The 23,413-nt window shown below is 60.0% G+C and carries 20 protein-coding genes and 6 pseudogenes; all 26 read left to right on the forward strand.

The window, feature by feature from the left end:
• Positions 1–130: 130 nt before the first annotated feature.
• A complete protein-coding gene (locus N7E02_RS18985; protein ID WP_286579209.1) occupies positions 131–769 on the forward strand; it encodes a hypothetical protein in 639 nt (212 codons plus the stop codon).
• On the forward strand, positions 766–2,067 hold the full coding sequence (locus N7E02_RS18990) for a MotB family protein (protein WP_286579210.1): 1,302 nt from the start codon (positions 766–768) through the stop codon (positions 2,065–2,067). The genes N7E02_RS18985 and N7E02_RS18990 overlap by 4 nt, the downstream gene beginning before the upstream one ends.
• Positions 2,064–3,349, forward strand: a pseudogene (gene motC / locus N7E02_RS18995) (chemotaxis protein MotC). Before N7E02_RS18990 ends, motC begins: the two are co-directional and overlap by 4 nt.
• Positions 3,346–4,470 (forward strand): hypothetical protein, encoded by a 1,125-nt coding sequence (locus N7E02_RS19000; protein WP_286579211.1) that lies wholly within the window; start codon positions 3,346–3,348, stop codon positions 4,468–4,470. The pseudogene motC and the gene N7E02_RS19000 overlap by 4 nt, the downstream one beginning before the upstream one ends.
• Positions 4,391–4,756: a flagellar hook-length control protein FliK gene (gene fliK, locus N7E02_RS19005; protein WP_286579212.1), complete on the forward strand. Its 366-nt coding sequence runs from the start codon at positions 4,391–4,393 to the stop codon at positions 4,754–4,756. Before N7E02_RS19000 ends, fliK begins: the two co-directional genes overlap by 80 nt.
• A gap of 152 nt (positions 4,757–4,908) precedes the next feature.
• Complete coding sequence (locus tag N7E02_RS19010; protein WP_286583924.1) at positions 4,909–5,379, forward strand: transglycosylase SLT domain-containing protein; 471 nt, start codon at positions 4,909–4,911, stop codon at positions 5,377–5,379.
• Positions 5,380–5,661: 282 nt separating this feature from the next.
• Positions 5,662–6,334: pseudogene (gene rem / locus N7E02_RS19015) on the forward strand (transcriptional activator Rem).
• Positions 6,335–6,470: 136 nt separating this feature from the next.
• Positions 6,471–7,757, forward strand: coding sequence for a flagellar hook protein FlgE (locus tag N7E02_RS19020; protein WP_286579213.1), 1,287 nt, complete (start codon positions 6,471–6,473; stop codon positions 7,755–7,757).
• Between the two features lie 33 nt (positions 7,758–7,790).
• A pseudogene (gene flgK, locus N7E02_RS19025) lies at positions 7,791–9,324 on the forward strand (flagellar hook-associated protein FlgK).
• Between the two features lie 5 nt (positions 9,325–9,329).
• Positions 9,330–10,403 (forward strand): flagellar hook-associated family protein, encoded by a 1,074-nt coding sequence (locus tag N7E02_RS19030; protein ID WP_286579214.1) that lies wholly within the window; start codon positions 9,330–9,332, stop codon positions 10,401–10,403.
• Positions 10,404–10,439: 36 nt separating this feature from the next.
• Positions 10,440–10,787: a flagellar biosynthesis regulator FlaF gene (gene flaF / locus N7E02_RS19035; protein WP_286579215.1), complete on the forward strand. Its 348-nt coding sequence runs from the start codon at positions 10,440–10,442 to the stop codon at positions 10,785–10,787.
• A pseudogene (gene flbT / locus N7E02_RS19040) lies at positions 10,784–11,234 on the forward strand (flagellar biosynthesis repressor FlbT). Before flaF ends, flbT begins: the two are co-directional and overlap by 4 nt.
• Positions 11,225–11,701, forward strand: a complete 477-nt coding sequence (gene flgD / locus N7E02_RS19045) for a flagellar hook assembly protein FlgD (protein ID WP_286579216.1) — start codon at positions 11,225–11,227, stop codon at positions 11,699–11,701. The pseudogene flbT and the gene flgD overlap by 10 nt, the downstream one beginning before the upstream one ends.
• Positions 11,702–11,736: 35 nt before the next feature.
• The gene (gene fliQ / locus N7E02_RS19050; protein WP_286579217.1) at positions 11,737–12,003 is read left to right on the forward strand and encodes a flagellar biosynthesis protein FliQ; all 267 of its coding nucleotides are present in this window, start codon (positions 11,737–11,739) and stop codon (positions 12,001–12,003) included.
• Positions 12,004–12,100: 97 nt separating this feature from the next.
• Positions 12,101–14,188, forward strand: coding sequence for a flagellar biosynthesis protein FlhA (flhA, locus tag N7E02_RS19055; protein ID WP_286579218.1), 2,088 nt, complete (start codon positions 12,101–12,103; stop codon positions 14,186–14,188).
• A gap of 40 nt (positions 14,189–14,228) precedes the next feature.
• The gene (gene fliR / locus N7E02_RS19060) at positions 14,229–14,981 is read left to right on the forward strand and encodes a flagellar biosynthetic protein FliR (protein WP_286579219.1); all 753 of its coding nucleotides are present in this window, start codon (positions 14,229–14,231) and stop codon (positions 14,979–14,981) included.
• 8 nt (positions 14,982–14,989) lie between these two features.
• Positions 14,990–15,409, forward strand: a complete 420-nt coding sequence (locus tag N7E02_RS19065; RefSeq protein ID WP_286579220.1) for a hypothetical protein — start codon at positions 14,990–14,992, stop codon at positions 15,407–15,409.
• Between the two features lie 119 nt (positions 15,410–15,528).
• On the forward strand, positions 15,529–16,089 hold the full coding sequence (locus tag N7E02_RS19070; protein WP_286579221.1) for a rod-binding protein: 561 nt from the start codon (positions 15,529–15,531) through the stop codon (positions 16,087–16,089).
• A 23-nt stretch (positions 16,090–16,112) separates the two neighbouring features.
• Positions 16,113–16,478: a hypothetical protein gene (locus tag N7E02_RS19075; protein WP_286583926.1), complete on the forward strand. Its 366-nt coding sequence runs from the start codon at positions 16,113–16,115 to the stop codon at positions 16,476–16,478.
• The gene (locus N7E02_RS19080; protein ID WP_286579222.1) at positions 16,478–17,023 is read left to right on the forward strand and encodes a hypothetical protein; all 546 of its coding nucleotides are present in this window, start codon (positions 16,478–16,480) and stop codon (positions 17,021–17,023) included. Before N7E02_RS19075 ends, N7E02_RS19080 begins: the two co-directional genes overlap by 1 nt.
• 152 nt (positions 17,024–17,175) lie before the next feature.
• Positions 17,176–17,754: a hypothetical protein gene (locus N7E02_RS19085; RefSeq protein WP_286579223.1), complete on the forward strand. Its 579-nt coding sequence runs from the start codon at positions 17,176–17,178 to the stop codon at positions 17,752–17,754.
• Between the two features lie 119 nt (positions 17,755–17,873).
• Entirely contained in the window at positions 17,874–18,617 is a 744-nt protein-coding gene (locus N7E02_RS19090) for a hypothetical protein (protein WP_286579224.1), read from the forward strand.
• Entirely contained in the window at positions 18,614–19,645 is a 1,032-nt protein-coding gene (locus N7E02_RS19095) for a hypothetical protein (RefSeq protein WP_286579225.1), read from the forward strand. Before N7E02_RS19090 ends, N7E02_RS19095 begins: the two co-directional genes overlap by 4 nt.
• Positions 19,646–19,770: 125 nt before the next feature.
• Positions 19,771–20,670, forward strand: coding sequence for a bifunctional methylenetetrahydrofolate dehydrogenase/methenyltetrahydrofolate cyclohydrolase FolD (gene folD / locus N7E02_RS19100; protein WP_286579226.1), 900 nt, complete (start codon positions 19,771–19,773; stop codon positions 20,668–20,670).
• Positions 20,671–20,845: 175 nt separating this feature from the next.
• A pseudogene (locus N7E02_RS19105) lies at positions 20,846–22,208 on the forward strand (ABC transporter substrate-binding protein).
• A 190-nt stretch (positions 22,209–22,398) separates the two neighbouring features.
• Positions 22,399–23,413: pseudogene (locus N7E02_RS19110) on the forward strand (carbohydrate ABC transporter permease).

The raw sequence follows: 23,413 nt of genomic DNA on the forward strand, positions 1-23,413 counted from the left end.
GGATCGTGAAACGGTTTCAGGACAAGGCTATGATGGCGAAGACGCTGCAAGGTTCCAATGATCGGTATGGAGGGTGCGCCCGTCTGCAGGCGCGTCTCGCCAGCGGATCTACAGAGAACGGAGCATGCCGATGAGTGCGTCGATCGCCCGCTATCTCAAGGATTTCGGAACGCCGCCACCGCCGCCGGTCATTGACGATGAGCTGGATATGTTCGCGCATGACGTGACCGATGTCCTGGCACTGCCGGCCGAAGAGCCCGTCGATATAGAGGCTGAGCGCGCTGAGGCCCATGCCAAGGGCCGGCAGGAAGCGGCTGATGAGTGGGAGCAGCGTTGGTCTGCCGACCGGGCAGCCCTTGTCGAGGCTCACGAGACAGAGATGGCCGCCCTGAGGGAAAGGCTCGAAGGAGAGCTTGCCGCGACCATCGCCGACCGTATCGAGGCTTTTGCTACCGCGACCGCGCAGGAAGTCGGAGAGCAGACGGCCCGCATTCTTGCTCCCTTGGTCGAGGAAGCTGTTGTCAACAAGACGACGGCCGATCTCGCGGAATTTGTCAAAGCGGCAATCCTCGAGGGTGAAGTCAACGCAGTCACCGTGCGTGGCCCGACACCGATGTTCGAGGCGTTGCGTACGCGCCTCGGCGATACCGCGGCCGTCATCCGGCACGTCGAAACCGACGATATCGACCTTACAGTTGAACTCGGTGACGCGTCGCTCGTCACCCGTATGTCGGCCTGGTCCGCAAGTCTGAAGAAAGTGCTGGGATGAGCGAAGGCGAAAATCATCACCACGGCAAGAACGAGATCATTATCGTCAAGCGCCATGGCGGCGGCCATGATGATGGCGCGCATGGCGGCGCTTGGAAAATCGCTTATGCCGACTTCATGACGGCGATGATGGCTTTCTTCCTTGTCATGTGGCTGGTCAATGCTGCCAACGAGGAAACCAAGGCCTCGATGGCGAGCTATTTCAATCCCATCAAGCTGTCGGACGAAACGCCGGCGAAGAAGGGATTGGAAAAGCCCGTCGATCAGGCTGAGGGCCAGGAGGAAAGTGCCCAGTCCAAGGTGAAGGGCGAGGGTACCGTTGTCGGCACTGCCGCCGCCACCGGCGACGACATGACCTCGACCTCTGGCGACGAGACCAACTATTCCGAGGCGGATTTCTTCGAGAACCCCTATTCCGTTCTGGCGGAGATCGCCCAGGAAGTCGGCCAGCAGGCCAATGTCAGCGCCAAGGGTGAGGGTGGAGCCAGCGATTCCGGTCCTGCGACCGGGGCCGATGGCGGTGAAGCCTATCGCGACCCGTTCGATCCCGACTTCTGGACGAAGCAGATCCAGTTGACCCGCGCCGAGGGTCCGGCCCAGGCAGTCAAGGTTGATCCGAGCCAGGATCCGCTGGCGCAGGAGACTGCGCTGACGACGGCTGAAAAGCCGTCCGAGGAGGGTACCGAAGTCGCTCTCGCGGTACCGCCGAAGCCGGAGACCGTCGAAGCGGCCCTCAATTCCGAAGGCAAGCCTTCCGATACCGACAAGACCGCTGAGGGCAAACCTTCCGATGGCGAGAAGACGGCCGATGGCAAGCCCGCGGAAGCGCAAGCCCAGGCCGATGCTGACAATATGCGCGATGAGCTCGAGAAGCAGCTGTCCGGTGTACCCGGCAAGCTGGCGGAAGGACTGATCGTCACTCCGGCGGAAGGCGGCGTGCTGATCACCATTTCCGACCAGACGGAAGATCCGATGTTCAACGTCGGCTCAGCCGTACCGCGACAGGACATGGTCCTTGCGATGGAGAAGATCGGCCAGGTCCTGAAGGAAAAGAAGGGCGACATCGTCATTCGTGGCCATACCGACGGCCGGCAGTTCAAGGGCGGCAACGACGATAACTGGCGCCTCTCCATGAACCGTGCCCACAGCGCCTATTACATGCTGGTTCACGGCGGGTTGGCGGAAGATCGCGTCAAGCAGGTCTCCGGCTTTGCGGACCGGCGGCTTCAGATACCTGAAGATCCGTTCGCCGACGGCAACCGTCGCATCGAGATCCTGTTGCAGGCGGACGAGAGCTGACCATGAGGGCAAAGAGGATACGGTCCTTCCTGGCCGCGGGCCTCCTATGCACCGTCGTGGCGCCGGCCTCCGTCGTCGCGGACGATGCCGTCGATCTGGCACCTTATGCCATGCTTCGCTCGCTCCAGTTCGTACAGGATACTGTAGTGCAGGGCGATCACTCGGCCGGCGAGATGCAGCGCTTCATGCTGGCAACGCTCGACAAGCGCCTGAGGACCGCCAACGCCTCCGTCTTCGAGGATCCTCGCAACGTCGATGCGGCCATGATCTATGCGATGAGCGGTGGCAATCCCGCGACGCTCGAATTTCTCGCCTCCCGCGACATTGCCGGTCATTTCGACAGCCGTGTCGCCGATGCGCTGCGTAAATATCTGAGTGGCAAGGGCACGCTGGTGGCCAAGGGCCTGGCCGAGATGGCCGAGGAATACCGGGATCAGAAGATCGGGCCCTACCTCGCCCTCGTCAGCGGCAATGTCGCCGTGACGCGCGATCCCAAAGCCGCGCTGGTACATTACGACTGGGCGAGGTTGACGGCGCCGGGAACGATCATTGAGGAGGCAGCCTTGCGCCGCTCGGTCGCGATCGCGGTCGAGGCCAATATGGTGCCTGAAGGCCTTCTTTATTCGCGCCAGTATGCGCGTCGCTTCGTCCATTCGCCCTATGCCAGCCAGTTCGCCGATTTCTTCGTCGATCTCGTGGTCGGGCATTTCGGCCAGATCTCCGAGGCGGATATCGACGGTACCGTCGAATTCATGGATGTTGACCGGCGCCGCGAGGTCTTCCTGCGCATCGCGCGCGCGGCCGCCATCAGGGCAATGCCGCGCTGGCGCGGCTTGCATCGGCAAAGGCCGAGGCGCTGGCCGGCAGTCCGTCGGATACGCCGGGCTCCATGGCGCGCCTCTATGGCGGAGTGGCCGACATTTCGACCAATGCCGTCGGATCGGCCATGGATGCCATTTCAGCCATTCCCGAAGAAAATCTTTCCGAGCGGGACCGCGCTCTGTTGCAGGCTGCCAAGGCGGTTGCGAGCCAGGTCATCGCCAAACCGGAGGCCGACAGCCTCGCGCAAGAATCTCCGGTCAATCTAGACGATACCACCCAGGCGGGATCCTCAGCCGCTTCGACCGGAAATGAAATTGCCGGAACTAGCCCCAATGCCAATGATCCGGTTGCCGGATCTGAGGCTTCGTTCGATCCGGCCTTCAAGACATTCGTTGATGGCGGTCGCTCGAAGCTCGATGCACTCGATGAGTTGTTGAAGGAGGAGACTGCGTCCCCATGATGAATATTGTAGGCACCAATGCTGCGGATGCGGCGGTCTCCTCGAATGTCTCCACGGGCAAGAAGGGCGCGGACAAGGGCGAGGGCTTCTCCGACGCAATGTCCGAATTCGACAAGGACGATGTCAGCAGCAAGCCGGGCGCCAAGCAGGCAGCCGATGACAGTGACGTTGCCGACCAGGATACCTCAGCCAGCGACGAGGTCGCAGCCAAGCCGAAGCCGATCATCGACATCCGCCCCGAATCGCTTCGCAAGCCGACGATTCCGGCGCAGTCCGCCTTCCTTCAGCAGGAGCAGAAAATCTCTGCCAAGGAGGTTCTCGGCAAGGAGACGACGCGCGAACTGACTGCCGGCGAAAAGAAGCTCAAGGATGCCCTTGCGGCGGCCAAGGCCCTGACTGCCAAGGCGGATGCACTGGAAGGCAAGGATGGCGCTGAGGCCGAGGATATCGATCTCGACAAACTGCTTTCCCAAGACGACAGTGAACTTGAACTCGGCGATATCCTCTCGCTGCTGAACGGCCAGGGTGCCGTAGCGGCGGCCGAAGGCATGGCGCCCGCTCAGAAGGTGCATGTCTCCGGTAAGCAGGGCAAGGCCGATGGCGACGCCATGCGTAGCAAGTCCGACGTGAGCTCTGCAATCAGCGCCCTGTCGAGCATGTCCGCGGATACCGATGCGACGCCGGTCCCGGGCACTGAGGTCAAGACCGAGCAGGATCGCCTCTTCCGCTTCCAGGATGCCAAGGGTGAACGCCAGAGCATGGATATGCGCGTCGGCGATGGCCGCAGCGAGCGGGTGGATGCCCGTAGCAGCGCTGGCGGCCAGGCAGAGACCGTAAACGTGCTCGATCTCGCGCCGCTTCCTTGGCCTCGCTCCGAACGCCTCCGCTTTGACGTCGGCGATGTCCGGCGACAGCGAATGGGTTTCTGCCATGCAGTCGACGAGCTCTTCGCAGAACGTTGGCGCTCAGAACACCACCGGTGGCGTCGTCAATACCCTGAAGCTGCAGATGACGCCGCACGACCTCGGTTCCGTGACGGCCATGCTTCGCCTCCATGGCGAGCAGCTCAATGTCCACCTGACAGTGGAAACACGTGCTGCCTACCGTCAGCTGTCGGATGACAGTAGCGGCATTCTCGACGCCTTGCGGTCGCAGGGCTTCGCGGTCGATCAGGTGACGATCAGCATCGCGCCGACCGCCGATAGCGATGCTGCCACCAACCAGCAGCAGAGCGGCCAGCAGGCGTCCGCACAGGGTGAAAAGCAGGGCGGAGCCGGTCGCGGTCAGGAAAATGCCGACGGTCGTCAGTTCTCCCAACAGGCAGCAGGAAACGGCAATGAAGGCGCTCACGAAAACCAGGCTGCTCCCGCTTCTGGCGGCGCTCGCTCTGGCCAGCTTTATCTCTAACGCCCGATCTGCCTCTCTTCTCTGCAGGATCCTGGGGCGCCGGCAACAGCGCTCCGCAGGTTACATCTGCGCCCAAGGCCGCACCTCGATCGGCGTCGGTACCCAAGGCGGAAGCCCGCGCCCCGGTCAATCCCGGAGCCTGCGAGCGGGAGATACAGGCGGCAGCCGCCAAATACGGAATACCGGAGGGGATACTCTATTCTGTCGGTCTGACGGAAACGGGCCGCAAGGGTAGCTTGAGCCCGCTCGCGATGAACATCGAAGGCAAGGCCTATTTCGCTGGTTCCATCCAGGATGCGATGGCCAATTTCAGCGCTGCTAGGCAGCGAGGAGCCAAGCTGATCGACATCGGCTGCATGCAGATCAATCACCATTTCCACGGTGAGCATTTCTCCTCCGCCCAGGAGATGTTCGACCCGCGGCTGAATGTGGAATACGCGGCCAAGTTCTTGCGATCCCTCCATGACAGGCATGATACCTGGACGATGGCGGTGGCAAGATACCATGCCGGGCCGAACAACGACCCTGCTCAGAAGCGATATGTATGTCGCGTAATCGCCAATCTTGTCGCAACTGGCTATGGCAGCTGGACGAGAAACGCGTCACAATTTTGTCAAGCATGAACCATCCTGGGTTGTGTTGACATCGCGAAAAGAATCGCATGATTGCAGTTTTAGCAAAGTTGCAGAAATTGAGGCATGCAAGTCCTCTCTCTTCGGGCGTTAACTTTTCCACGAGAAAATAGTCGCCTTCGTCGCGTGACCTACTAGATGTAGTGCAAATCGCTGCCTAAAGGTTAATCAACTATTAATTTGTTTGGTTAACTTTGCATAGCTTGCGCCAGATTCCTCCGATTCGTACCCATAGAGCCATCGAGGCACCACAACTGATTCGGAGGCGGACGAATGATCGTAGTGGTTGATGAGCGAGAGCTCGTTAAAGACGGATATACATCCCTTTTTGGGCGCGAGGGCATTCCTTCCACAGGATTCTGACCCGCGGGAATTCAGTGAGTGGGTGGAGTCGGCGGCCGACTCCGACATCGCTGCGGTCGAGGCATTCCTGATCGGTCAGGGCGAGCGTTCGCTCGAACTGCCGCGGGCAATCCGCGATCGCTCGATGGCTCCGGTCATCGCGGTGAGCGACCAGCCTTCGCTGGAAGCGACGTTGGCGTTCTTCGACAGCGGTGTCGATGATGTCGTGCGCAAGCCGGTTCATCCACGTGAGATCCTGGCTCGGGCCGCGGCGATCCGCCGTCGCCTGAAGGCGATTTCGAACTTCACGGATATCGGCTCGATCCGCGTTTTCTCCGACGGCCGTGATCCGGAGATCGACGGAGATACGTTCCCGCTGCCGCGCCGTGAGCGCCGCATCCTGGAATATCTAGTCGCCAACCGCGGTCGCCGCGTGTCGAAGACGCAGATCTTCAACGCGATCTACGGCATCTTCGACGAAGAGGTCGAGGAAAACGTGGTGGAAAGCCACATCAGCAAGCTGCGCAAGAAACTGCGCAAGAAGCTCGGTTTCGACCCGGTCGATTCCAAGCGCTTCCTTGGCTACTGCATCGACTGGAGCTGAGAGGCTCATACTCCGCCAGACAAGGCCGCCGCTCTCGGCGGCCTTTCTTTTGCGAAGGCAAAACTGCTTGCACAGCCAGCTTCACGCAAGGCCCGCCCCTTAGGTTCCAGGTTAGCCAAATTAGGAGATTTTCCAGATGAGCATTTTCGGTTCGATGAAGACGGCTGTGTCCGGGATGAACGCCCAGTCCAACCGTCTCGGCACCGTGGGCGACAATATCGCCAATTCCAGCACGGTGGGCTACAAGCGCGCCTCGACCGCATTCTCCTCACTGGTCCTGCCATCTACGTCGGGCAGCTATTCGTCCGGTGGCGTTGAGACAAATGTTCGCTACAGCATTTCCGAACAGGGCAACATCAGCTACACGACCTCTTCGACGGACCTTGCCATTCAGGGCGAAGGTTTCTTCATCGTCAGCGATCAGAACGGCTCGCCCTATCTGACCCGCGCCGGCTCCTTCCAGAAGGACGCCGAAGGTTATCTGGTGAACGCCGCCGGCTATCAGCTGATGGGCTATCCCTACGGATCGAACCCGCCTGCCGCCGTCGTCAACGGCTTCAACGGTCTTGAAGCAATCAACATCAACGATTTCGGCATGGTGTCGTCGCCTTCGACCTATGGCAGCTTTCCCGCCAATCTCGACCGCGACGCCAAGGCTGTAGCAGAAGGCAGCCGCCCGAGCGACAACGTCGCTGGTGCCACGATCACCAACAAGAGCTCGCTGACCGCCTACGACCATGGCGGCGCGAAAGTGCTCTACGATTTCTATTATACCAAGACCGGTGAAAACACCTGGGAAGTATCGGTCTATCGCCAGGATCAGTCCACGGATGGCGGCTTTCCCTACACGTCCGACCCGGAAGAGAACCTGGTCAAATCCACCGCTATCCTGGAATTCGATCCGAACACCAACAAGCTGTCGTCGACGTCCGATACCAAGATCAACATCGTTGATTTCAGCGATGGCTCGAGCGATGGGCTCAATATCGAGATTGACCTGTCCGAAATGACCCAGTTTGCCACGGACTTCACGCCGGGTAAGGGTATCGTCAACGGCAACGCGCCAAGCCCGATCACCGATGTTGATATCGGCTCCGATGGTGTCGTTACAGCTGTTTACCAGGACGGCGGCCGCCGCGCGATCTATCAGCTGGCGCTTGCTACCGTCCCGGCGATCGATCAGATGCTGCCGCAGAACGGCAACGTCTACGTGCCGACCAACGCTTCAGGCGTCGTCACGATCGGCTTCCCGCAGGAAGGTGTCTTCGGGCAGATCTACAAGGGCGCCCTCGAGGGTTCCAACGTCGATATCGCCACTGAGCTTACCGAGATGATCGAGGCTCAGCGCATCTACACCGCAAACTCCAAGGTATTCCAAACCGGCTCGGACTTGATGGACGTTCTCATCAACCTGAAGCGGTAACTCAGAGAATCAGTCTCCAGAGGTTAAGACACGATGTCGCTTACTTCCGCATTGTCTACGGCGCAATCAATCTTCACGAACACCGGCACCCAGTCGTCGGTCACAGCGAAGAACATCGCCAATGCGCAGAACACGGATTATGTCCGTCGCTCCGCCGTGGTCGTCACGGGCGGCAATGGCGCGATGATCGGCGACATCGTTCGCAACCAGAACCAGCCGCTTTTCCGCCAGACAATCGAAAGCACTTCGGTTTCCAGCGGCCAGCGCACGTTGTTGACCGGACTTGAGGAAATCAAGAGCCTGATGGGCGGCAACGACTACGAAACGTCGCCGGCCGCCTATCTCTCTGCTTTCCGCGAAAGCATGGATGCCTTCGTCGGCAAGGCGAACAACAATGCGATGGGTCTTGCCGTCGTATCCAGTGCCCAGGATCTCGTTACCGCACTCAACAGCGCATCGAACGAACTCCAGGCGATCCGCAAGCGTGCGGACGATGACATCAAGCAGAATGTCTCTGATCTCAACACCCTGCTCGGAAAGTTTGAAGAGGCCAACAACAAGGTCAAGATCCAGACTTCGACCGGTGGCGATCCGAACGACGCGCTTGATGAGCGCGATGCGCTGCTGAAACAGATTTCCGAAATTGTCGGCGTTTCGTCCTACGTGCGCGAAAACAATGACATGGTTCTCTACACCTCGGATGGCGTGACGCTGTTCGAGGCTGTGCCGCGCAAGGTCACTTTCGCCGCCACCTCCACCTATGACGCGAGCACGGTCGGCAACGCAATCTACGTTGACGGCGTGCAGCTCAAGGCCGGTACGTCGGGTGACACGAGCGCCAAGGGTTCGCTGCCGGCGCTGCTACAGCTGCGCGACGATGTCGCTCCGGTCTTCCAGACCCAGCTGGATGAAGTCGCCCGTGGCCTGATTACTGCGTTCGCGGAAACCGATCCGAATCCGGACGCCGACCCGGCGCTCGATCCGATGACTGGCCTCTTCACCTATCTCGGTGAAGATGGGACCCTGCAGACCGAAGTGCCGGCGAGCGTCGAGGTTGATGGTGATGGCAATCCGGTTGCCAACTCTGCTGTCGTCACCGGGCTCGCCTCGCGGCTGAGGCTGAACCCGGCCGTTCAGCCACCCGACGGCTCCGCCGATCTCATTCGCGACGGCGGCATCAACGGTTCCGATTATGTCGTCAACCTGGTCGACGGAGAGAAGGGCGGCAGCAGCTATTCGGATCTCCTAGACCGGTACAACGAAGCGCTCGAAGCGCCTATGGCCTTCGATCCGGCAACGCAGATCGGAGATTCACCTGATCTCATGTCGTTTGCGTCGGATCTCGCTCGGCTGGCTCGAACAGCTGCGTAGCTCGGCAACGACCGCTGATGAAAACAAATACGCGATGCTGACCCGCGCCTTCGAGGCCTATTCCAGCACGACCGGCGTCAGCCTCGACGAAGAACTGTCGCTGCTCCTCGACATCGAGCAGTCTTACAAAGCCGGCGCGAAGCTCATGTCGACGGTCGACGAGATGATGCAAGCCCTTCTTGATATTGCGAGCTGATTATTATGAAGACTTCTTTCATTTCCTCACTTGCAGTCCAGACCACCATGCGCAACTCAATTGCGAGTGCTCAGCGTGACTTGGTGGATGCCAATACCGAAGCAGTCAGCGGACGTTATGCCGATATCGGCGCCACGCTCGGCGCGAGCACATCCCGCGCGCTCGATCTGACCCGCGAATTGTCGCGCATCAACTCCCTCTACAACACGGCGTCGCTCGCCACGCAGCGACTGGAGAGTGCCGAACTCGCTCTGTCGAACATGGACAAGCTGGCGCTCGACATGCAGAACGCCATCATCACGCTCGGCAGCGCAACCGACGAGACCAGCCTCGGCACAGCGCGTACAGTGATGAGCGCTTCTCTTTCGGCATTTACAGGATTTGCTAATACCGCCGTTAACGGTGAGTACATATTTGCTGGTATCAATAGCGATGTGAAGCCTTTGGACGATTTCCTCGACGAAGGGTCGGACGCCAAGCAGGCCTTCAACGCCGAACTGGACGCCTTCCTCGACTCGAAGGGACTTGATGCCAAGGGGGATATGACGGAAGCCGACATGGCTGAGTTTTTGACCCACATCGAAGACGTGTTCATGGGGACGGAGCCGTCGGTGAACGGCGACGACTTCTGGACTACGTCGGTTTCTAATGCGTCCGACGAAAACATGAAGAGCCGCATCACGCCGACCGAAGTGGTGGAAAGCTCGACCAACGCCAACACCACCGGCATGCGTTATTTCGCGCTGGCAGCGGTTCTTTCCGTCGAATTCCTGAATACGGACATGGACCCCGATGCCCGCAAGCTCGTCGGTGACCGCGTTGCCGACACCTATGTCGGCAAGGCACAGAGCGGATTGACCCAGCAGCGCACGACGATTGGTATCTACACCGAACGCGTTGCCAAGGCTGAGGAAAGCTTGCAGGCGCAAGAAGATATTCTGACGACTCACCTGGGCAATCTCCAGGAAGTCGACGCTGCGGAAGCGGCCACGCGCGTGAACACGCTGCAGACGCTTCTGGAGACTGCCTATTCAGTGACGGCGAAGATTCAAAATCTGAGCCTCGTCAACTACCTTTGATGACCAAAGGTAGCGATGAAAATGAAGGATACATGAATGTACCAGTTTTCATATGCCGAAATCATGGAGGATGGCGTCGCCGACGCCAAGGAACGTGAGCGGCAGGCCTTGGATCGTTCGATCGTGCTCCTCATCGCGGCGCGCGACGAGGAGGGCTACTCTCGAGCGACCGTCGAGGCGCTATTTTATACGAGGCGTGTCTGGATCCGCTTTATTGAGGATCTGAGGCAGCCGGACAACGAACTGGCCACGGAACTGCGGGCCGACCTGATCTCCATCGCAATCTGGATCTTGAAGGAATGCGAAAAAGTCAGGAAGCGGCAATCGACGAATTTCCAGGGCATTATTGACGTGACCACCATCATCAGGGATGGACTTAAATGAAAAGCACGCTGCGCATCTCGCTGAAATCCGGCGAACGTATCTTCATCAACGGCGCGGTGCTGCGCGTTGATCGCAAGGTTGCGTTGGAATTCTTGAACGACGTCACCTTCCTTCTGGAAAACCACGTTCTCCAGCCTGAACAGGCGACGACCCCGCTTCGCCAGCTGTATTTCATCGCCCAAATGATGCTGATCAATCCCGAAGGCAAGGAACAGTCTTCCGTTCTGTTCCGCAAGTCCGTTGCCATGTTGCTCGGTTGCTTCCGTGATGAAGAAATCCTGGCGGAGCTGAAGCGGATCGACGGCATGGTTGCCTCCAATCGCGCCTTTGACGCGCTGAAGGCCATCCGTTCGCTCTACCCGATCGAGGATCGCATCCTGAACAATCAGGAGCTCGCGCCGGCCACCATCGAGCAGATCTCGCAAGGAGATTGCACCATGGCGGTAGATTCAGTAAGCGGCGCCACCAATCCTTACGCATCCGGGAACGGCACAGCCGCGAAGACGGACGCTTCGTCGGCCTCGCTGAACTACGACAACTTCATTCAGCTGCTCATTGCCCAGATGAAGAACCAGGATCCGACCGATCCTATGGATGCCAGTGAACAGGTCTCGCAGCTCGCGACCTTCTCGCAGGTCGAACAGTCGGTGAAGATGAACAGCAATCTTCAGTCGATGATCCAGGCAAACTCCTTCTCGCAGGCCTCCGATCTGGTCGGCAAATATGTCACCAGCGCCGACGACAAGATCAGCGGCAAGGTCAAAGAAGTGGAAGTCTATTCCGACGGTCTTGTTGCGATCACCGAAGCAGGCGATAAGGTTCTGGTTCAGCCGGGAATCATCATCTCCAGCACGGCTCCGGAATCGGACGAGGTGACGATACAGCCCGTGGATGACGACAACGCGTCGACATAAGGTCGGCGCCGCAAATAGCGGAAAGTGCCGGCGCAATGAATGAAGCCGATGCCCTCGATATCATGCAGGCGGCGATCTGGACGATCCTGATCGCCTCTGGCCCCGCGGTCCTCGTCGCCATGGTGGTCGGCGTGGCCATCGCTTTCCTGCAGGCCCTGACACAGGTCCAGGAAATGACCCTCACCTTCGTACCGAAAATTGTAGCGATCATGGTCACGATCGGGATCACCGCACCGTTTATCGGTGCGCAGGTCAATCTTTTTGCAAATCTGGTGTTTTCACGCGTGCAGTCGGGCTTTTAGAGCGCGGCTATGTTCGCACAAGCTTCGACCGTTAGTGAGCTAGGTGAACTGGTGGGTTCTCGACCTGCCGCCTTCTCATGAAGAGACGGAAGAAGCCATGGCGCAGCCACCTGTATTATCCATTCCGAAGGTCGCACCGAGCGGCCGTGACATAGGCTTTGCGGCGGGTATCGTCGCCATCCTTTGCATCCTGTTTCTGCCGATCCCGGCCTTCATGATCGATATTGGCCTGGCCTTCTCGATCGCCCTGTCGGTGTTGATCCTGATGGTGGCATTGTGGATCCAGCGGCCGCTCGACTTCTCGTCGTTTCCAACCGTCCTTCTGATCGCGACCATGGTGCGCCTTGCGCTCAACATCGCCACCACGCGCGTCATCCTGTCTCACGGACACGAGGGACATGGTGCGGCCGGTGGGGTGATTTCCGGCTTCTCGTCGCTGGTCATGTCCGGCGACTTCGTCATCGGCGTGATCGTCTTCATGATCCTGATCACGGTTAACTTCATCGTCATCACCAAGGGTGCCACCCGTATCGCGGAAGTCGGCGCCCGCTTCACCCTCGATGCCATTCCCGGCAAGCAGATGTCGATCGACGCCGACCTGTCGGCGGGTATCATCGACGAGAAGGAAGCCCAGCGCCGCCGTACCGAGCTGGAGCAGGAAAGCTCCTTCTTCGGTGCCATGGACGGTGCCTCGAAATTCGTGCGCGGCGACGCGATCGCCGGCCTCATCATCACTGCCATCAACGTCTTCGGCGGCATCATCATCGGCTATTTCCGCCATGAAATGCCGATCGGCGAAGCAGCCGACGTCTTCGTCAAGCTCTCGGTCGGCGACGGTATCGTCTCGCAGATCCCGGCGCTCATCGTCTCGCTGGCCGCGGGCCTTCTCGTCACCCGCGGCGGCGCCACCGGCTCCACCGACAAGGCGGTCATCGATCAGCTTTCCGGCTATCCGCGCGCGCTTTCGATGGCGGCTGCCCTGATGGGCCTGCTGGCGATCATTCCCGGCCTGCCCCTTCTGCCTTTCGTCGCCCTCGGCGGCCTCCTCGGCTTCGGCGCCTGGTTCGTGCCGCGCCGTGCCGAGGCGGAGAACAAGGCCCGTCGCGAAGACGAGGAAAAGAAGGTCGTCCAGAACAAGGAGGCGGAGAAGGATTCCGTCAAGTCGGTGCTGAAGACCGCCGAAATCGAGCTGGCGCTCGGCAAGCAGGTCTCGACGCGTCTTCTCGGCGCCCACCAGGAACTCGCCTTCCGCGTCGGCAAGATGCGCAAGAAATTCGCCACGCAATACGGTTTCGTCGTGCCCGAGATCAAGGTCGCGGACGATATCGGCATTCCGGAAAAGTCCTATCAGATCCGCATCCACGGCACGACGATCGCATCCAACCAGCTACGTGTCGGCGATGTCCTCGTCGTCACCGGTTCCGGTCGCAAGCCGTCCATTCCGGGTGATGAGATCCGCGAACCCGCCTTCGGCATGCCGGCAGTTTCGATCCTCGAGACCTTCGCCGAGGATCTGAAGCGCGAGGGCTTCCATCCGATCGACAACGTCTCCGTCGTGCTTACCCACATGTCGGAAGTGATCCGCAACAACCTGCCGCAGCTTCTTTCCTACAAGGACGTCAAGATCCTCATCGAGCGTCTCGATCCCGAGTACAAGAAACTGGCCGACGAGATCTGCTCGTCGCACATGTCCTATTCGGGCCTGCAGGCCGTGTTGAAATTGCTCCTCGCCGAGCGCGTCTCGATCCGAAACCTGCATCTGATCCTCGAAGCGGTCGCTGAGTTGGCACCGCATGTCCGCAAGACGGAACAGATCGTCGAGCATGTGCGCGTGCGCATGTCGCAGCAGCTTTGCGGCGACCTGGCTGATAACGGCGTACTGCGCGTGCTTCGACTGGGCAGCAAGTGGGACATGCTCTTCCACCAGGCGCTGAAGCGCGACGCAAAGGGTGATGTCGTCGAATTCGACATTGATCCGCGCACGCTTGAAGAGTTCAGCGAACAGGCGACGAAAGTTATCCGTGAATTCATGGACCGCGGCCTGCCATTCGTGCTTGTCACGTCGCCGGAAACCCGCTCCTATGTCCGCATGATCATCGAGCGCCTGTTTGCGACGCTTCCGGTGCTCTCCCACGTGGAACTCGCCAAAGGCTTGGAAATCAAGATACTTGGCGCGATTTCATGATCGTCAGTCCTTTGGGTCAAGGCCCTCGAAGACCAAGTCCATGATTCTCGACCCGCAGGGCACCATTCTCGCACTATTCCTGGCTTTCTGCCGCATGGGTGGCTGCGTGATGACCCTGCCGGGTTTTGGTAGCGCCCGCGTCCCGCCGCAGATCAGGCTTTTCGTCGCGTTTGGGCTTGCGATGGCGGTGCTGCCGGTGCTCTGGGACGTGATCTATCCGAAAGCGGCGTCCCCGACTGCGACCTATGTCGGTCTGATCCTGACCGAAACGCTGATCGGCGTGATGTATGGCCTGATCGCGCGGCTCTATACACTCGGTCTGCAGTTTGCCGGTACGGTGCTGACCATGAGCATCGGATTTTCCGCGCCGGGTGGCCACGATATTCTTGAGGATTCCCAGGAAAACCAGCTGACCAACCTTCTGACGCTCTGTGGCCTGTTGCTGCTGTTCATGATGGACTTTCACCACATGGTCTTCAGGGCTCTTGTCGAATCCTACGACGCGACGCCAGTCGGTGCCATCATCGACCCGCAGAAGATGCTGATCACGCTGACCGATACCCTGCGCGCCTCGACAATGATCATGCTGCGGCTGGCAAGCCCGTTTCTGATCTATGGGCTGATGTTCAACGTCGCGATCGGCCTCATCAACAAGCTGTCGCCGCAGATCCCGGTCTATTTCATCTCCACTCCCTTCCTCGTGGCGGGAGGTCTTTTCCTTCTCTATCTCTCGATCGCAGCCTTCATCCATCAGTATGCCGATGGTTTTGGCCGCATCTACAACGGTTTCTAGGTATTGCCATGGCTTCCGGCTCCGACAAACGTTCCGACAAGCTGAAGCGTCTCGTCGCCGTGCAGCGGCATCTGGAGAAGATGGCGGATTCCGAGCTGGCCGCGACGGTGCGACACCGCGCGGAAGTCGCTCAGTCCATCGATGCGGTGATCGAGGCGATCGGTTCGGTCAACCCGGTCCATCACCAGTTCGCAAATCACTATGCCGACCGTCTCGGCCGGCTCACTGCCAAGGAACGCCAGCTTGAAGGCGTTCAGCAGTTCCAGGAAAACAAGGTTCTCAAGGAACGTACCAAGGGCGACCGTCTGGAAGACAACATGAAGGAAGCCCGTGAACTTGAGGATCGCGAGGCCGCCGACAACGCGATCTACGATCTGATCGAGATGACGCTCGCCGCGCCAGCCTCCAGCAAGCTTCAATCGTCATAGTCCCGTCATCGCAGCGGTTTTGCTGTCGCTACTCAGCGAGGCCGCGTGCATTTCAAACTCTCGTTGCAGTCGAAACCGCCCTGGCGGCCGGCGCTGTGATGGTAATGAAAGGACAGGACGTGGCGATTTCCCCTCCGAGTGATCTGGTGCTTGACGTTGTGCGCGCCGCCGACCCGACCGGTGTTCAGGCAGCCCAGGAAAAGCTCAAGGCAAACCGCGCGGCTTTTGCAGCCAGCAGCCTTGCCGATGCCGGCAAGGGCTTTGGTGCGGCCATGGATATCATCGACACACCCGGCACACGTGCCGGCCTCGATCATGTCAGCCGCACGAAGAAGACGGATGCCGCCGAGATGCCCGACGAGTATCGCAAGTTCGAGGCGTCTATCCTTTCGACCTTCGTCAATTCCATGCTTCCGAACGATAGCGAGGAAGTCTACGGCAAGGGTTCCGCCGGCGACTTCTGGAAGGGCATGATGGCAGAGAAGATCTCGGACGAAATGTCCAAGTCCGGCGGCATCGGCATCGCCGAACAGATGTATTCCCAAGCTCTCGACCGCCTGCAACGTCAGGGCCCCAGCGCCACCACTGACGAGAACGAGCGCAGCCGGGCGATGAGCATGGTCGACGATTTCCAACGTCAGGTCCTTGGAATTTCGGCAACTGAAAAGAAAGAGGCCTGACCGTGAAATATGAGGCAGACACCATGGAAGTTGTATCGAACGATTATCGCATCAAGACCGTTCTCGGCCGCCTTGAAATGATCATCGACAACGAGAACCAGCGCATCGGCGCAGATCCCGAATTCGATCTGAAGGTTTCTAACGCGCACAAGAGCCGCTGCCTTTATGAGCTGACCATGCTGTTCCGCGGTACCGACCCCAAGTCGCTCGCGACCAACCACATCGACCAGATGCATGGCCTGAAGAACAAGCTGGCGCTCAATGCCCGCCGCGTCGAGGCGCATCTCAACGCAGTGCGCGCGGTTGCCGACCTCCTGAAGAACGCAGCACGCGACGCCGAGGGTGACGGCACCTACACCCAGGAACAGTTCATCTACAGCGAGGCCTGATGCTTAAGCTTATACTGACGGGGCTCTGGGTCTGCGTCGTCACGCTGGGCGCGGTCTACTTTTCCGTCCAGATGTCGGCAGCTCCCGCTCCCGTCGATGAGGAAGCCAAGAAGAAGGAGCTTCTGGAGGTCGTTCGCGGTGAGGCAATCACCGTGCCGATGATCGCCAACGGCAATATCTCCGGCTACTTCATCGGCCGCATCTCCTTCATGATGGACAAGGAAAAGGCCAAGGAGATCAAGCTTCCGATCACCGAGCTGATGACCGACCAGTTGTTCACGCTTCTGGTCGGCAACAAGATGGTTGACCTGTCCCGCCCCGGTGCCTTCGATCTGGAAAAGTTCAAGTCCTCCGTGAAGGATGGCATGAACGAGAAGTTCAAGGATCAGGTCGTGGCCGAGGTTCTGGTGGAACAGCTCGACTACATGTCGAAGGAAGACATCCGCACCAATGCTGCAAAGGGTGGCAAGACATCGCCACCGATCCAGAAGATCGTGGACGGCGTGACCATCGAAGCGCCGGCCGCAGCCTCCGGCGGACACTGAACGCTTTCGCAGCGATGTTTTGAAAACCGGGCTTCGTGGCCCGGTTTCTCATTTTCGCACGGGCCGGTAGAATTTTAACATCTCGTTTAAAGCGCCAGTGAGCGCCGTTCTGTTAGGAAAAGCTCGAACTTTTCTGTGCAACGGATGCTCTAATGAACGCAGCTGGAGAATGCCTGACAGCCATACCCGGCCCGAGCACCGGTGGCCTCCCGTTCTATGACCTCGACTGGGATCTGGCTCTTGGCCTCGCCGAACACCTGAGCAGCTTTCCCGGCTCCTGCAGCGCGATTTCCTTCCTCGATGCAGGTCATATGCTACGTTGCCTTATCTCGTCGGCTGAGCGCCAGGCAATCGGGCGCCACCTCGTTCTACCGACCGGAGGCATCCTGTCGGGGCTGGTGTACAGGATGATGGGCGCAAGAAGCGGGAAGGGCCGTTTCTGTGCCGCAGACTTCCTTCCTGCACTTCTCACCCACGTTGAACGGCCGATGACGGTAGCGGTTCAGCATCCCGATATCCCGCATGCGGAGCAACTGCGGGATCGTTTGCAGCGGCACACGCCATGGCACCGCGTCGTCCTCGCCAACGACACGACCGTCGACCGCGCCGACGTGATGATCGTCTTGGGCAGCCTCTCTGCAAGCTTTGAAATGCGCGGCAATACCATCGAAGGCATGAGAGCAAACCTCACCATTTTTGCCGGCATCCAGTCTCTTCGCTGCGGTGAATAGGGTTGCGCATCTGGCTCATGCGTCCAAATCCTACGTTAACCATTTGTTTGCCTAGAAAATTTAGACTGCGTTAATGAACGCGGATCTTTGTCACCACCGCGGTCAGAGGTGGATGGACGATGGATGCGCTGACCAATGCCGAGATGCGGGACGACGCGGCGCTCGGCGATGAACCCTCTATGCTGCGGCGGTTTCGTTCGCTCGCCCTTGCGGGCGCCATGTTCGCCTGTATTGGCGGCGCGCTCCCGGTCGTACTGTCTCCCCTTTTCAACACGCAGTTCCGCAGCGAGACCCAGCTGACCGTGCAGGGCGTCAGCCAGAACGCGATCCATGCAGCCATCAAGGCGACGCAGTCACGCCAGACGGCCGACAACATCATCCGTGCGCTCGATCTCGGCCAGGCCGAAGGCTTCGCGGTGAACAGCCCGACGATCATTCGGATCGCCTCGGAAGTATGGTCCGGCCGTGAGACCACCGTGGCCGAAGCGGAGCAGGCACTTCGCCAGCGCCTCCTCGACGCGCTTTCGTTCACCTACGATGCTCCCGGGCAGCGCCTGATCATCTCGGCCACCGCTGCGGATTCCGAAGAAGCCGCTTCGATTGCCGAACGCACCACGGAAGAATTCCGCCATGCGCTCCTTGCTGCAGCCGGCGCATCCGTCTCCCCGCAGATCGAAGCGTTACGCAGGACGGCGGGCAGGGCCGATGCCGCCCTTTCAGGTTTTACCGGCAAGTTCGATGCCGAGACCTTGGCCAGGTTGCAGCAGCTTCATCAGGAAGGCGATGCGCGCGATATCGAGATCAACGCCGTCTCCGGCCAGCTTGCAGATCTGCAGCAGAAGGAAAAACGGCGGCAGCGATGACGGTTGCCGACGTGCTCACCAAGCCCCTGCCGGACAGCCTGGAATTCACCGGCCTCGAATACCAGCGCCAGCGCTATGTCCAGGCTGAGGTGGAGCTGGAGCAGCTTTCCGTGCAATTGGGCCCGAAACACCCCAAGCACATGGCGGCCCAGGCCGTGGTCGATGATGCCAGGCGGGATATCAAGCAAGCCCTGCAGGAGCTTGCCGCATCGCTCTCGAGCCAGGCCACGGCGTCGGCTAAATCGCTAGACGGGCTGAAGGCGCAGAAGGCGGCCGCGTCATCCGACCCGCAGCTCGCCGAAGCGGCAACGCAGCTTGCCGTGCTCGAAGGTGCGGCCAGTGAGGCGCGGCGAAACCTCGCCGAGGCCGAAGGAAGCACATCCGTTTCAAGGCCCGTGAGCCTTCCGAGACTGACCGTGATCGTGCCCGCATCCGAGGCTTCCGCCAAGCGGCTGGGACCTGACCTTGCGACGTTGATCGTTGGCGGTGCAGCCGCCGGAGGACTGATCGGCATGTCCATCATCGAGCTCTGGCGCCGGCGGCAGGAACAGCTTGCAGAAGATGTCGCGCAGGATACCTACGAACTCGATGCCGATTTCGATGCGCGGGATGATCGCGCCGATCCCGCCATCGAGCCGCAGCCTGTCCTCGCCGAAGAGGATCAGGTCGTCGATCTACCACGGGTACTAGAAGACGAACTTCCGCTGCATGAGGAGCTTGCGGACGAGCCGCTGCACGAGGAAGCCGCCAACGACGTCACGTTCGGCGATCGCATCCGCGCGCTGCTCGAGGAAAACCGCCTTCGCGCAGACGAGGCGGATCTTCCGCCGCTCGTTGCCACTGCCGTCGAACAGTCGGAGGCACGTCGCGCCGAAGAGATCGAGGAGCGGGCTTACTGGCTTGGCGATCTGGCGGAGGGCAACTTTGCCAGCGAGGAGGAAGAGCTTGCAGCACTCCGGCGCAAGCTTGAAGAACTTCGCGCACTCGCGGCTCTTCAGGAGGAGCGCCAGCGCAAGGCCAACGGGTGATCGCGCCGGCGGGCGCCGGTCACAAAGCTCTTGCTTTTACCTGATCTGGACAGCATAGGGCGTTGATGGGCAATCGGCCTTGAGGCCGTTGCATAGGATGGCGCTGTTCCAGCGAGGAGTTCATCGTGGCATTTGTGATTGATGGCAAGGAAGCGGCCGCTTCCGTCATTTCCGCCGTAACCGAAGCATCCGCATCGCTCGAAGCCAAGGCTGGTATCAAGCCGGGTCTCGCGGTCGTCATCGTCGGCAACGATCCGGCAAGCCACGCCTATGTCAATTCCAAGAGCAAGATGGCCAAGCAATGCGGCTTCAACTCCATCCAGCACACGTTGCCGGAGGAGACGACGCAGGGTGAACTGCAGGCGCTCGTCGATACACTGAACGCCGATCCGTCCGTTCACGGCATTCTCGTCCAGCTGCCGCTGCCGAAGCATTTCGATTCCGACGCTATCATCCAGTCTATCCTGCCGGAAAAGGATGTCGATGGCCTCAACATCGCCAATGCCGGCAAGATCGCCACGGGCGACCTCTCGACCGGCCTCATCTCCTGCACGCCGGCCGGCGCCATGTTGCTGGTCAAGCGCGTCCATGGCGAGGATCTCTCTGGCCTCAATGCCGTCGTCATCGGACGCTCCAACCTTTTCGGCAAGCCGATGGGCCTGCTGCTTCTCGCCGCCAATGCCACTGTCACCATGGCCCATTCGCGTACCAGGGATCTCGCATCCGCCTGCAGCAATGCGGATATTCTCGTCGCGGCCGTCGGCCGGGCGGAAATGGTGAAACGCGACTGGGTGAAGCCCGGTGCGACCGTCATCGATGTCGGCATCAATCGCGTGCCGGCGCCCGAGAAGGGCGAGGGCAAGACCAAGCTCGTCGGCGATGTTGCCTTTGCCGAAGCCTCCGAGGTCGCGGCCTCGATCACGCCTGTTCCCGGCGGCGTCGGCCCTATGACGATTGCCATGCTGATGGCCAATACTGTCATCGCCGCCCACCGCGCCGCAGGTCTCGCCGCTCCCAAATTTTGAGACACTACGGCTGTAGCCACAGAATCTTCGTCGCGCATCGGTTGTGCGACGCAGTGTGAATATTACCCCTTGAAACCTCCGCAACTGCCTTAAATCACTATCCGGACTGCCATGTTCGAAACGCGTGGCATTCACTCAGGTCGCAGATACGATCTCTGATGGGGAGGATAGTTTTATGAGAACTTCGCTATGGGTCGGCGTTGCGCTGGCCACCTTGTTTACCGGTGCCGCGCATGCGCAAGAGCTGAAGTTTCCTCCCGGCGAAGACGCCAAGTTCAACTGGAAAAGCTACGAGGATTTCAAGGCGGCGCATGCCGACCTGAAGGGCCAGAGCCTGACTTTGTTCGGCCCCTGGCGTGGTGAAGACGAAGTCCTGTTCAACAGCGTGCTCGCTTATTTCAACGCTGCGACCGGCGCCAACGGCAAATATTCCTCGTCGGAAAATTACGAGCAGCAGATCGTCATCGACACCCAGGCTGGCTCGCCACCGAACATCGCGATCATGCCGCAGCCGGGCCTGCTGGCCGATCTTGCGCCCAAGGGTTTCCTGACGCCGCTCGGCAAGGAGACGGAGGATTGGGTCAAGAGCAATTACGGTTCCGGCGAGGACTGGGTCAAATACGGCACCTATAAAGACAAGGACGGCCAGGAGGGCTATTTCGGCTTCCCGTTCAAGGCCGACCTGAAGTCGATCGTCTGGTACGTGCCGGAGAATTTCGAGGAGGCCGGCTACGAAATCCCAAAGACGATGGAGGAGCTGATCGAGCTTTCCGATCAGATCGTCGAGGATGGCGGCGTGCCGTGGTGCATCGGTCTGGCCTCCGGCGGCGCCACCGGCTGGCCGGCGACCGATTGGGTGGAGGACATGATGCTCCGCACCCAGACGCCGGAAACCTACGACAAGTGGGTGAGCAATGAGGTGAAGTTCAACGATCCGGCCGTGGTCGGCGCGATCGAGGAATTCGGCAAGTTCGCCAAGAACGAAAAATATGTGGCCGGCGGCGTGCCGGCCGTCGCCTCGACAGACTTCCGCGACAGCCCGAAGGGCCTCTTCGACATTCCGCCGAAATGCTACATGCATCACCAGGCGTCCTTCGTCCCGTCCTTCTTCCCGCCGGACAAGGAACTCGGCGTCGATGCCGACTTCTTCTACCTGCCGACCTACGCTTCCAAGCCGGAGCTCGGCACGCCGGTGCTCGGTGCCGGCACTATGTTCACCATCACCAAGGATCTCGCCGGCCGCCCAGGCTTTCATCGAGTTCCTGAAGACGCCGATCGCCCATGAGGTCTGGATGGCGCAGGCCTCGTTCCTGACGCCCTACAAGGGCGTCAAGCTGGATGCCTATGCCAACGAAGTGCTGAAAAAGCAGGGCGAACTTCTGACCAAGGCGACCACCTTCCGCTTCGATGCCTCCGACCTGATGCCCGGAAAGATCGGCGCCGGCGCCTTCTGGACCGGCATGATCGACTATGTCGGCGGGAAAGATGCGCAGGCTTCGGCTGACGAGATCCAGAAGGCTTGGGATGGGTTGAAGTAAGGGCTTTCGAGCTCCGAGGGTTAACGGCAACACCCCTCATCCGGTCCTTCGGACCACCTTCTCCTTGAGGGGAGAAGGGGCAGGGTGCCAGCGTCTCCGTTCTTCCTCTCCCCTCGGGGAGAGGGTGGCGGGCGAAGCGGAGGCGGGTAAGGGGGCGGTATCCGCACTAAATAACAATAGGGGAGGAAGCATGGCATCGCAGATCGTAACGGCCTTCGGGGCGGTCATTGCAGGCGTGTTTGCCTGTGCGTTGTATTACTGGCTGTCCGACAAGCTGCTGCAGCTCGCGTTCCCCGTCCGTGTCGGTGATGCCCGGCGAGATCTCCGCCAATCTTAAGGCCCATGCGGTCATCCGGCCCTGGCTCTTTCTTGGTCCGGCGCTTCTCCTGCTCCTCGTCTATCTCGTCTATCCGGTCATCTCGACCTTCATCCTCTCTTTCTACGATCGCTCGGGCGGCAATTTCGTCGGGCTCGCCAATTACCGCTGGGCAATCGGCGACGAGCAGTTCCGCCAGTCGATCTTCAACAACATCCTCTGGCTTGCCGTCGTGCCTGCTGCCTGCACCTTCTTCGGCCTCGTCATCGCCGTGCTGACCGATCGCATCTGGTGGGGCAATATCGCAAAAAGCCTCGTGTTCATGCCGATGGCGATCTCCTTTGTCGGCGCCTCGGTCATCTGGAAGTTCATCTATGAATATCGCGGCGGCGAGGAGGCGCAGATCGGTCTGCTGAACGCCGTCGTGCAGTTCTTCGGCGGCGATCCGCAGGTCTGGATCGCGCTGCCCTTCTGGAACAACTTCTTCCTCATGGCGATCCTCATCTGGATCCAGACCGGCTTTGCCATGGTCATCCTCTCCGCGGCACTCCGCGGTATCCCTGAGGAAACGATCGAGGCTGCCGTCATCGACGGCGCCAATGGCTGGCAGATCTTCTGGAAGATCATGGTGCCGCAGATCTGGGGCACGATCGCCGTCGTCTGGACGACGATCACCATCCTCGTGCTCAAGGTCTTCGACATCGTCTTGACCATGACCAACGGTCAGTGGAACTCGATGGTGCTGGCCAACCTGATGTTCGACTGGATGTTCCGCGGCGGCGGCGACGGTGGCCGCAGCGCCGTCATAGCGCTCGTCATCATGGCGGCCGTCACGCCGATCATGATCTGGAATATCCGTCAGGCCAGCGAAGACCGGGGAGGGCACTGA

Source organism: Terrirhizobium terrae (genome assembly GCF_030323265.1).
GTDB lineage: Bacteria > Pseudomonadota > Alphaproteobacteria > Rhizobiales > Rhizobiaceae > Neorhizobium.

What these genes read in the sequence shown, in the direction of transcription:
- N7E02_RS19075 (WP_286583926.1), top strand. Translation starts at nt 16,113, where the DNA reads ATGGAAGTTGTATCGAACGATTATCGCATCAAGACCGTTCTCGGCCGC.
- fliK (WP_286579212.1), top strand. Translation starts at nt 4,391, where the DNA reads ATGCTTCGCCTCCATGGCGAGCAGCTCAATGTCCACCTGACAGTGGAA.
- N7E02_RS19080 (WP_286579222.1), top strand. Translation starts at nt 16,478, where the DNA reads ATGCTTAAGCTTATACTGACGGGGCTCTGGGTCTGCGTCGTCACGCTG.
- N7E02_RS19095 (WP_286579225.1), top strand. Translation starts at nt 18,614, where the DNA reads ATGACGGTTGCCGACGTGCTCACCAAGCCCCTGCCGGACAGCCTGGAA.
- N7E02_RS18990 (WP_286579210.1), top strand. Translation starts at nt 766, where the DNA reads ATGAGCGAAGGCGAAAATCATCACCACGGCAAGAACGAGATCATTATC.
- N7E02_RS19090 (WP_286579224.1), top strand. Translation starts at nt 17,874, where the DNA reads ATGGATGCGCTGACCAATGCCGAGATGCGGGACGACGCGGCGCTCGGC.
- N7E02_RS19030 (WP_286579214.1), top strand. Translation starts at nt 9,330, where the DNA reads ATGAAGACTTCTTTCATTTCCTCACTTGCAGTCCAGACCACCATGCGC.
- N7E02_RS18985 (WP_286579209.1), top strand. Translation starts at nt 131, where the DNA reads ATGAGTGCGTCGATCGCCCGCTATCTCAAGGATTTCGGAACGCCGCCA.
- flaF (WP_286579215.1), top strand. Translation starts at nt 10,440, where the DNA reads ATGTACCAGTTTTCATATGCCGAAATCATGGAGGATGGCGTCGCCGAC.
- N7E02_RS19000 (WP_286579211.1), top strand. Translation starts at nt 3,346, where the DNA reads ATGATGAATATTGTAGGCACCAATGCTGCGGATGCGGCGGTCTCCTCG.
- flgD (WP_286579216.1), top strand. Translation starts at nt 11,225, where the DNA reads ATGGCGGTAGATTCAGTAAGCGGCGCCACCAATCCTTACGCATCCGGG.
- fliQ (WP_286579217.1), top strand. Translation starts at nt 11,737, where the DNA reads ATGAATGAAGCCGATGCCCTCGATATCATGCAGGCGGCGATCTGGACG.
- N7E02_RS19020 (WP_286579213.1), top strand. Translation starts at nt 6,471, where the DNA reads ATGAGCATTTTCGGTTCGATGAAGACGGCTGTGTCCGGGATGAACGCC.
- flhA (WP_286579218.1), top strand. Translation starts at nt 12,101, where the DNA reads ATGGCGCAGCCACCTGTATTATCCATTCCGAAGGTCGCACCGAGCGGC.
- N7E02_RS19065 (WP_286579220.1), top strand. Translation starts at nt 14,990, where the DNA reads ATGGCTTCCGGCTCCGACAAACGTTCCGACAAGCTGAAGCGTCTCGTC.
- fliR (WP_286579219.1), top strand. Translation starts at nt 14,229, where the DNA reads ATGATTCTCGACCCGCAGGGCACCATTCTCGCACTATTCCTGGCTTTC.
- N7E02_RS19085 (WP_286579223.1), top strand. Translation starts at nt 17,176, where the DNA reads ATGAACGCAGCTGGAGAATGCCTGACAGCCATACCCGGCCCGAGCACC.